At 69.5% G+C, this 8,807-nt stretch carries 9 protein-coding genes; 7 read left to right on the top strand and 2 right to left on the bottom strand.

The window, feature by feature from the left end; all coding sequences use genetic code 11:
• The first annotated feature begins 21 nt into the window (after window positions 1-21).
• The 3 genes from J3476_RS23390 to J3476_RS23380 are packed head-to-tail and all read left to right on the top strand — an operon-like array spanning window position 22 to window position 2,299.
• On the top strand, window positions 22-1,443 hold the full coding sequence (locus J3476_RS23390; protein WP_207068725.1) for an HNH endonuclease signature motif containing protein: 1,422 nt from the start codon (window positions 22-24) through the stop codon (window positions 1,441-1,443).
• Between the two features lie 43 nt (window positions 1,444-1,486).
• Complete coding sequence (locus tag J3476_RS23385) at window positions 1,487-1,999, top strand: GNAT family N-acetyltransferase (RefSeq protein WP_235682451.1); 513 nt, start codon at window positions 1,487-1,489, stop codon at window positions 1,997-1,999.
• Between the two features lie 36 nt (window positions 2,000-2,035).
• Window positions 2,036-2,299, top strand: a complete 264-nt coding sequence (locus J3476_RS23380) for a hypothetical protein (RefSeq protein WP_207068724.1) — start codon at window positions 2,036-2,038, stop codon at window positions 2,297-2,299.
• A 1-nt stretch (window position 2,300) separates the two neighbouring features.
• Here J3476_RS23380 and J3476_RS23375 read toward each other — a convergent pair whose 3' ends face one another.
• A complete protein-coding gene (locus J3476_RS23375) occupies window positions 2,301-3,041 on the bottom strand; it encodes an MBL fold metallo-hydrolase (protein WP_207068719.1) in 741 nt (246 codons plus the stop codon).
• Between the two features lie 23 nt (window positions 3,042-3,064).
• Here J3476_RS23375 and fgd point away from each other — a divergent pair, with 23 nt between their 5' ends.
• The 4 genes from fgd to J3476_RS23355 are packed head-to-tail and all read left to right on the top strand — an operon-like array spanning window position 3,065 to window position 8,377.
• Window positions 3,065-4,075, top strand: a complete 1,011-nt coding sequence (fgd, locus tag J3476_RS23370; RefSeq protein ID WP_207068718.1) for a glucose-6-phosphate dehydrogenase (coenzyme-F420) — start codon at window positions 3,065-3,067, stop codon at window positions 4,073-4,075.
• 16 nt (window positions 4,076-4,091) lie between these two features.
• Complete coding sequence (locus tag J3476_RS23365; RefSeq protein ID WP_207068717.1) at window positions 4,092-5,063, top strand: endonuclease/exonuclease/phosphatase family protein; 972 nt, start codon at window positions 4,092-4,094, stop codon at window positions 5,061-5,063.
• A gap of 54 nt (window positions 5,064-5,117) precedes the next feature.
• Window positions 5,118-7,214 (top strand): phosphate acetyltransferase, encoded by a 2,097-nt coding sequence (gene pta, locus J3476_RS23360; RefSeq protein ID WP_207068716.1) that lies wholly within the window; start codon window positions 5,118-5,120, stop codon window positions 7,212-7,214.
• Window positions 7,211-8,377 (top strand): acetate kinase, encoded by a 1,167-nt coding sequence (locus J3476_RS23355; RefSeq protein WP_207068715.1) that lies wholly within the window; start codon window positions 7,211-7,213, stop codon window positions 8,375-8,377. Before pta ends, J3476_RS23355 begins: the two co-directional genes overlap by 4 nt.
• Here J3476_RS23355 and J3476_RS23350 read toward each other — a convergent pair.
• Window positions 8,312-8,770, bottom strand: a complete 459-nt coding sequence (locus J3476_RS23350; RefSeq protein ID WP_207068714.1) for an STAS domain-containing protein — start codon at window positions 8,768-8,770, stop codon at window positions 8,312-8,314. The two genes, J3476_RS23355 and J3476_RS23350, sit on opposite strands and share 66 nt — an antisense overlap.
• Window positions 8,771-8,807: the final 37 nt, after the last annotated feature.

The following is an 8,807-nucleotide window of genomic DNA, read 5'->3' as shown; positions in this document are numbered from 1 at the left end:
AGAACACTAGGAGCGCCACACATGTTCGACAAATTGGCCGGCGTCGGTGAGGCGGAATTGCTCGCCGCCATGTCGGACGCCCAGCGAGGTGAGCGTCGAGCGGTCGCACGCCGGCTGATCGCGGCCGGCCGGCTTTGCCAGCGGCGTATCGCCGTCTCGGGTGAGGATGAGCAGCAGTGGTGCATCGACAATTGGGAGGCGGTTGCCGCCGAGGTCGGTGCGGAGCTGGGCATCAGCAGGGGTCGCGCGTCAGCGCAGATGGAGTACGGCAAGAACTTGCTGGAGCGGTTTCCCAAGCTCGCTCAGGTGTTCTGGGACGGTGATGTCGACTACCGGATCATCACGGCAATCGATTTTCGCACCGGCCTGATCACTGATCCAGAGATCCTGCAGGTGCTCGATGCCGAGCTTGCCGGGCGGGCGCCGCACTGGAACCGCCTGTCCCGGGACCGAATTGCCGAGCTCGTCGACTGGATGGTCCTCGACGTCGATCCTGAGGCGCTACGCATCAGTCGGCACCGTGACGCCGACCGGCATGTCGACGTTCACCCGGGCAACGGTGGGACCGCCGAGATATCCGGCAATATCAGGGGTTTGGACGGCGCGGCGTTCGACCGGCGGCTCGACGAGCTGGCCGCGACGGTGTGTCGCGACGACCCGCGCACGAAGCGTCAACGCCGCGCCGACGCGGTGGGCGCATTGTCGCGGGGCCAGACCGTGATGGAGTGTCTCTGCGGATCTGCCGACTGCCCGGCCGGCCCCGAGGTAGCGCCGAAAACCGTCGACAGCGTCGTCTACGTGATCGCCGAACAGGCCACGGTCCGTGGTGAGGGCCCACGACCCGGATATCAGCCCGGCATCGGTGCGGTGACCGCCGAGGTCGTCTCCGCCCTTGCCCGCACAGCGCGCATCAAGACAGTGCCGCAGGCCAGCGACCTGCGTGCCGAACCGCAATACCGCCCCTCGGCTCCGATGACGCGTTTCCTCCGCTGCCGCGATTTGACGTGTCGGTGGCCGGGTTGCTCCGTGCCCGCCGAGCGGTGCGACATCGACCACACCGTGCCCCACCCGGTCGGGCCCACCCACCCGTCGAACTGCAAGCTCTACTGCAGGACCCACCACCTGATCAAAACCTTCTTCAGCGGCCCGGACGGTTGGCGTGAACGACAACTGCCGGACGGCACCATGATCTTCGTCTCCCCGTCCGGGCGGCGATACACCACCAAACCACAAGGCTCCCTGTTCTTCCCGCAGCTGGCGACACCGACCGAGACGTTGACCATCTCTGGGGCCATCCCCGAAGCGCCGCAGTCAGGAGACCCGACTCGCAGGCTGGCGATGCCGACTCGGCAGCGGACTCGCGCCCAGGACCGCGCGTACCGCATCAACTGGGAACGCGGCGTCAACAAGCGTCGCTGGGATGCCGACCCCCCGCCTTTCTAGGTGCCTTCGGAACAGCGCCGGTCGCGCTGCGTTAAATGGTGGTGTGACATCCGAACCTGCGGTCGGTCAGCTGCGCTTCGTCGCGGTCGGTCAGGACGACCCGCTGGCCGCGCCGCTCATCGACGAGCTCGCCGTGGAGTACGCCGAGCGCTACGGCGGCAACCGGACCCGGGTGCACACCTGGCTGCGGTCCTACCCGAGCGAGGAATTCGACCCGCCCGACGGCGGCCTGTTCATCGGGCTGCTCGACGACGAGCCGGTCACCGGTGGCGCCTTCCGCCGGTTCGACGACACCACCGCCGAGCTGAAACGGATCTGGACCGACCACCGGCACCGTCGCCGCGGACACGGCCAGAACCTGGTGCGCCACCTGGAGGGCGAGATCGTCCGCCGGGGGTACTCGCGGATCTACCTGACCACCGGAGACCGCCAACCCGAGGCCGAGGCGCTCTACCTGTCGCTGGGGTATCAGCGGCTCGCCGAGCCGCTGCCTGCCGAAGAGGTCTACCCGATCGCGTTCGTCAAGGCTGTGGGCACGGCCGGGCCCGACCGATAGGGTTGCTCTGTGTCGCAGGCGACCGTGGGGTGGTTGATGCTCGCCGCTGCGGCGTTGATCTTCCTGTTCGGCGGGCTGTCCCGGATGTTCGTCGGCCGCTGGCGTGAGACCGCCCCGGTGCGGCGGCTGGTGCACCTGTTCCGCCGGACCGGGATCGCCCGGGTGCTGTTCGGCCGGTTCGAGGACGACGTGCTCGACGACGACGAACTCGACACCATGATCCTGATGCCCGCCATCGTCATCGCCTGCGGTCTGTGCCTGACCGCGATCTTCCTGCTCGGCTACGACACGCTGGCCTGATTCACGGCTTCGCCGTGGTGGCCTCGTCCACCGCGTCCCGCACCGGGCCCCGCCACAGCGGCCCGTGCCCGGGCAGCAGCACCTCGGCGTCGAGCATGCCCAACGCCGACAGGCTGCGCCGGCAGGCCGCGTCGTCGTGGTTGAACATCGACGGCAGCAGCTGCGGACCCGGCCTCGAGGCCACCGGATGCCCGGTGATGATCGCGTCCCCGGCGACCAGCACCCCGTCGACCAGATACGAGCAGTGCCCGCCGGTGTGCCCGGGCGTGGGGACCGCGACCGGGGCGCCGGGCAGGACCGCACCGAGGTCCTCGGTGAACGCCAGCGTGCTCGGGATACCGGCGTGGGTGAGCGCCCCCTTGCGCATGATCGCCGCCGACCACCGCAGCCACCTCGGCTGCCACGCATGCGCCGCCACCGCCAGCGGGGACGCCTGCTCGAGGTACTCGCGTTTGGCGTGGCCCACCTCGTCGGCGTGGCAGTAGACCGGGGTGCCGTGCGTCTGGGCGAACCAGATCGCGGTACCGAAATGGTCGATGTGGGCGTGGGTCAACAGGATCGCGCGGACATCGGTCACCCCGAAGCCGAGCTCCCCCAGGGAGGCGAGCACGTCGGCCCGGCTGCCGGGGAACCCGGCGTCGATCAGGATCACCCCGTCGTCGCCGGTCACCAGCGTCCAGTTGACCAGGTCGGTCTGGGCGAAATGAACGTGGTCGGTGACGGCTGTCAGAACCGGTGCCATCTGGCGAGTGTAGAAACATAGGTATGGCTGAACTGAAACTGGGCTACAAGGCGTCGGCGGAGCAGTTCGCGCCCCGTGAACTCGTCGAACTGGCGGTCGCCGCAGAGGACCACGGCATGGACACCGCCACCGTCAGCGACCACTTCCAGCCCTGGCGCCACGAGGGCGGCCACGCACCGTTCTCGCTGGCCTGGATGACCGCCGTCGGCGAACGCACCAAGCGCCTCAAACTGGGCACCTCGGTGCTCACGCCCACGTTCCGCTACAACCCGGCCGTCATCGCCCAGGCCTTCGCGACGATGGCGTGCCTGTACCCGCAGCGGATCTTCCTCGGTGTCGGCACCGGTGAGGCGCTCAACGAGATCGCCACCGGCTACGAGGGCGAATGGCCCGAGTTCAAGGAACGCTTCGCCCGGCTGCGCGAATCGGTGCGGCTGATGCGGGAGCTGTGGCTCGGCGACCGCGTCGACTTCGACGGCGAGTACTACAAGCTCAAGGGCGCCTCCATCTACGACGTCCCCGAAGGCGGCGTGCCGGTCTACATCGCCGCCGGCGGACCCGTCGTCGCCAAGTACGCCGGGCGCGCCGGCGACGGATTCATCTGCACCTCCGGCAAGGGTGAAGAGCTCTACAAGGACAAGCTCATCCCGGCGGTGAAAGAGGGTGCCGACAAGGCCGACCGCGACGCCGACGACATCGACCGGATGATCGAGATCAAGATCTCCTACGACACCGACCCCGAACTCGCGCTGGAGAACACCCGGTTCTGGGCGCCGTTGTCGCTGTCGGCCGAGCAGAAGCACAGCATCGACGACCCGATGGAGATGGAGAAGGCCGCCGACGAACTGCCGATCGAGCAGGTCGCCAAGCGGTGGATCGTCGCCTCCGACCCCGACGAGGCCGTCGACAAGGTCAAGGACTACGTCGGCTGGGGTCTCAACCACCTGGTGTTCCACGCCCCCGGCCACGACCAGATGCGTTTCCTGGAACTGTTCAAGCGCGACCTCGAGCCGAGGCTGCGGCGCCTGGCCTGAGCCAGACCGCAGCGAGATGATCCGATTTCTCGCGACCGTGCTGGGCCTGCTGGCCCTGGCGGTCGGGGCGGTGGCTGTCGCGGCACGGCATCTGACGATCTCGGCGCATCCCGGTCTGGTGCTGGCCGCCGCAGCGCCGTATCTCGCCGCCGCCGCGCCGGTGGCCGTGCTGCTGCTGGCGGCGGGTCGGCGCTGGCTGCTCACCCTGCTTGCGGTGGCGCTGACCGCGGCCTCGGTGTGGGTCTATGCGCCCCGCTACCTCCCGGCGCAGCAGCCGCAGCAGGCCGTGGCCGACGTACGTGTGCTGACCACCAATCTCGGGATGGGACAGGCGGACCCCGCGGCCCTCGTGGCGCTGGCGCGGGACGCCGCCGACGTCGTCGCGGTCCAGGAGATGACCCAGTCCGCGGCCGACGGGCTGACTGCGGCCGGCATGGACGCGGTGTTCCCGCACCGGGTGATCCTGCCTGCGCCGCGGGCGTCGGGGATCGGGCTGTGGAGCCGGCACCCCATCGTGCAGTCGGGCCGCATCGACGGATACGCACTGCCCATGCTGGGCACCCGCATCCGCATCCCGGGCGTGGCCGTCGACACCACGGTGCTGTCGGTGCACCTGGCCGCGCCGTGGCCGCAGCCGATCGACCAGTGGTTGGACGACATCGCCGCCTTTCCCGCGACCCTCGACGAGCTCGGCCGCGCGGCCGGGGCAGGCGCCGTCATCGTCGCCGGTGACTTCAACGCGACCGCCGACATGGCGCCGTTCCGCGAACTGCTGCAGCAGGGTTACGGCGACGCTGCCGCCGAAGCGGGCGCCGGCCTGGCCCGCACCTACCCGGGTCGCGGCCGGTGGCCCCCGGTGATCGGGATCGACCACGTCCTGATCAAGCACGCCTCCGCGGTGTCGGCGCGCACCGTCACGGTCCCCGGCGCCGACCACCGTGGCCTGTTGGCCACGGTCGCGGTGCCGGTGGACATGACGGCCAGTTGAACGACGGTGGGGCGAGGGTGGCCCCGCGGAGGCCGATACGGCAGGCTTTGACGTGTGCCTGCTGCCCCGAGATCCGCCATCTACGTGGCGTCGCCTGAGGGCGACACCGGAAAATCGACCGTCGCGCTGGGGATCCTGCACCGGCTGACCGCCACCGCGGCCAAGGTCGGGGTGTTCCGGCCGATCACGCGCATGGGAGAACAGCGCGACTACATCCTGGAGCTGCTGCTCGACCACACCACGGCGGGCCTGCCGTACGAGGAGTGCGTCGGGGTGAGCTATCAGCAGCTGCACGCCGACCCGGACGCCGCGATCGCCGACATCGTCGACCGCTTCCACCAGGTCGCCGACCAGTGCGACGCCGTCGTCGTGGTGGGCAGCGACTACACCGACGTCGCCACGCCCAGCGAGCTGTCGATGAACGCCCGCATCGCCGCCAACCTCGGTATCCCGGTCGTGCTCACCGTCAAGGGACGTGACCGCAGCCCCGACCAGATCGTCAAGCTGGTCGAGGTGTGTGTCGATGAGATCGCGGCCCAGCACGCGCACACCGCGGCCGTGGTGGTCAACCGCAGCGACCCGCAGCGCATGGCCGAGATCGCCGACGCGCTGCAGCAGCGCGAGCCGGCCGGTCTGAAGAACCTGAAGAGCTACGTGCTGCCCGAGGAGCCGCTGCTGGTGGCGCCGTCGGTCGCCGAGCTGCAGACCTCGGTCGAGGGCAGCCTGTTGCAGGGCGACCCGGAGCTGCTGAGCCGTGAGGTTCGTGACGTGCTGGTGGCGGGCATGACCGCCGAGCACGTGCTGGAGCGGCTCACCGACGGCGTGGCAGTCATCACCCCCGGGGACCGCTCCGACGTCGTGCTGGCCGTGCTCAGCGCCCATGCCGCGGAGGGCTTTCCGTCGCTGTCGGGCGTGATCCTCAACGGGGGCCTCGGGTTGCATCCCTCGATCGCCGCGCTGGTGGCCGGGTTGGGCCTGCGCCTGCCGATCATCGAGACCCGGTTCGGCACCTTCGAGACGGCCGGCCGGGTGGCGTCGACGCGGGGACGGGTGACCACCGGATCGCACCGCAAGGTCGACACCGCGCTGACGCTGATGGACACCTATGTCGACACCGCGGACCTGTTGACGCAGTTGGCGATTCCGATACCGTCGGTGGTAACCCCGCAGATGTTCGCCTATCAGCTGCTCGACCGGGCGCGTGCGGACCGCAAGCACATCGTGCTGCCCGAAGGCGACGACGACCGCATCCTGCGGGCGGCGGGCAGGCTGCTGCAGCGCAGCGTCGCCGACCTGACCATCCTCGGTGAGGAGGCCCAGGTTCGGGCCCGCGCCGCCGAGCTCGGGGTGGACCTGTCGGCGGCCGCCGTGCTCGACCCCCGCCGCAGCGAACTGTGTGACCAGTTCGCCGAACAGTACGCAGAGCTGCGCAAGCACAAAGGCGTGACGGTGGAGCAGGCCCGCGAGACCATCCACGACGTCTCGTATTTCGGCACGATGCTGGTCTACAACGACATGGTCGACGGCATGGTCTCCGGTGCCCGGCACACCACCGCGCACACGGTGCGGCCGTCCTTCGAGATCATCAAGACCCTGCCGGACGTCTCGACGGTGTCGAGCATCTTCCTGATGTGCCTGGCCGACGAGGTGCTCGCCTACGGCGACTGCGCCATCGTGCCGGACCCGACCTCCGAGCAGCTCGCCGACATCGCGATCTCGTCGGCGCGCACGGCAGCCCAGTTCGGCATCGAGCCCCGCGTGGCGATGCTGTCCTATTCCACCGGTACGTCGGGAAGCGGAGCCGACGTCGAGAAAGTCAGGAAGGCAACCGAACTGGTGCGAAGCCGCGAACCCGAGCTGCTCGTCGAGGGGCCCATCCAGTACGACGCCGCCGTCGAGCCGTCGGTGGCGGCGACCAAGATGCCGGACTCGCAGGTGGCCGGCCACGCGACCGTGCTGATCTTCCCCGACCTGAACACCGGCAACAACACCTACAAGGCCGTGCAGCGCAGCGCGGGTGCCATCGCCATCGGCCCGGTGCTGCAGGGGCTCAAGAAGCCGGTCAACGACCTGTCCCGCGGCGCACTGGTCGAGGACATCGTCTATACCGTCGCGATCACCGCCATCCAGGCGCAGGGGATCCTGCGATGACCCGCTCGGTGCTGGTCCTCAACTCCGGCTCGTCCTCGGTGAAGTATGCGGTGCTGGAACCGGATTCGGGCGCATTGGTGGCCGAGGGCATCGTCGAGCGCATCGGCGAGGACGTCGAGCAGGGCGGCGTCGCCGATCACGCCGCCGCGATGCAGGTGGTGTTCGACGCGCTGGCCGACGACGGGCACGACCTGGACAGCCTCGGTCTCGAGGCGGTCGGGCATCGGGTGGTGCACGGCGGCCCCGACCTGTACCAGCCGACCGTCGTCGACGACGCGCTGATCGCCCGGCTGCAGGAGCTCGCCCCCCTTGCCCCGCTGCACAATCCGCCTGCCATCCTCGGGATCGAGGTGGCCCGGCGGGCGCTGCCCGATCTCCCGCACATCGCGGTGTTCGACACCGCGTTCTTCCACGACCTGCCGCCCGCGGCGGCGACGTATGCCATCGACCGAGACATCGCCGAGCAGTGGCACGTGCGCCGGTACGGCTTCCACGGCACCTCACACCACTACGTCAGCGAGCAGGCAGCGGCGTTCCTGGGCGTCGGCACGGACACACTGAGCCAGATCGTGCTGCACCTGGGCAACGGGGCGTCGGCGTCGGCGATCGTCGGAGGCCGGCCGGTCGAGACCTCGATGGGCCTGACCCCGATGGAGGGCCTGGTGATGGGCACCCGTTCCGGCGACGTGGACCCCGGCCTGATCTTCTACCTGTGGCGTACCGCCGGCATGAGCGTCGAGGACATCGAGACCATGCTCAACCGCCGCTCCGGGGTGCGCGGGTTGGGCGGTGAGGTCGACTTCCGGGTGCTGCACGAACGCATCGACTCCGGTGACGGTGAGGACAGTGCGGCCGCGCGGTTGGCCTACGACGCCTACATCCACCGGTTGCGCAAGTACATCGGGGCCTACCTGGCGATCCTCGGCACCGTCGACGTGATCACGTTCACCGCCGGTGTCGGGGAGAACGACGCCGCGGTGCGCCGGGACGCGCTGACCGGGTTGACCGCGTTCGGGATCGAACTCGATGAGCACCTCAACGACAGCCCGAGCCGCGCGGCCCGGAGGATCTCGCCCGAGGGGGCGCCGACGACGGTGCTAGTGATTCCCACCAACGAGGAGTTGGCGATCGCGCGGGGGTGTGCGCAGGTTATGGACGCTTGACCGGTCCACGGGCAGTTCCCGGCGCGGATCGCAGACCCGCAGGAGCCTGTCCACGTGCGGGCCGGGCAGCACCGACCAGCGCACCCCGGCGCGCTCGCAGATGACGTTGAGGTGGGTCAGCGCGGCGAAACCGGACGCGGCGAAGAACTGCACGGTCTGCAGGTCCAGCACCAGCTTCTCGGCTGCACCGAGACGACGCTCGACGTAGCGGGCCAGTGCGGCGCTGTTGGATGCGTCGATCTCGCCGTGGATCGTCACCACGACCGTGTCGGGGGGATGCTGGGCCGTGGAGAACGTGGCCCAGCGGTGCTCTTCGCGCAGCGCGAACGCCCGGGGATCGGGGCGGAACACCCGCTGCGTGCCCGGGTCGGCCGATGATTCAAGAAAGGGCATGGTGGCCTCCCTCAGTCGGAATCTGTGATTCGCACTG

The organism is Mycobacterium sp. PO1, from assembly GCF_017312405.1.
Classification (GTDB): domain Bacteria; phylum Actinomycetota; class Actinomycetes; order Mycobacteriales; family Mycobacteriaceae; genus Mycobacterium.
Note: the sequence above shows the minus strand (reverse complement) of the source record. Positions and strands in the feature narration are given on the sequence as shown.

Bases quoted from the DNA above. Each gene is read 5' to 3' on its own strand.
- fgd (WP_207068718.1), top strand. From the start codon at position 3,065: ATGGCTGAACTGAAACTGGGCTACAAGGCGTCGGCGGAGCAGTTCGCG.
- J3476_RS23375 (WP_207068719.1), bottom strand. From the start codon at position 3,041: ATGGCACCGGTTCTGACAGCCGTCACCGACCACGTTCATTTCGCCCAG.
- J3476_RS23355 (WP_207068715.1), top strand. From the start codon at position 7,211: ATGACCCGCTCGGTGCTGGTCCTCAACTCCGGCTCGTCCTCGGTGAAG.
- J3476_RS23350 (WP_207068714.1), bottom strand. From the start codon at position 8,770: ATGCCCTTTCTTGAATCATCGGCCGACCCGGGCACGCAGCGGGTGTTC.
- J3476_RS23390 (WP_207068725.1), top strand. From the start codon at position 22: ATGTTCGACAAATTGGCCGGCGTCGGTGAGGCGGAATTGCTCGCCGCC.
- J3476_RS23380 (WP_207068724.1), top strand. From the start codon at position 2,036: ATGCTCGCCGCTGCGGCGTTGATCTTCCTGTTCGGCGGGCTGTCCCGG.
- J3476_RS23365 (WP_207068717.1), top strand. From the start codon at position 4,092: ATGATCCGATTTCTCGCGACCGTGCTGGGCCTGCTGGCCCTGGCGGTC.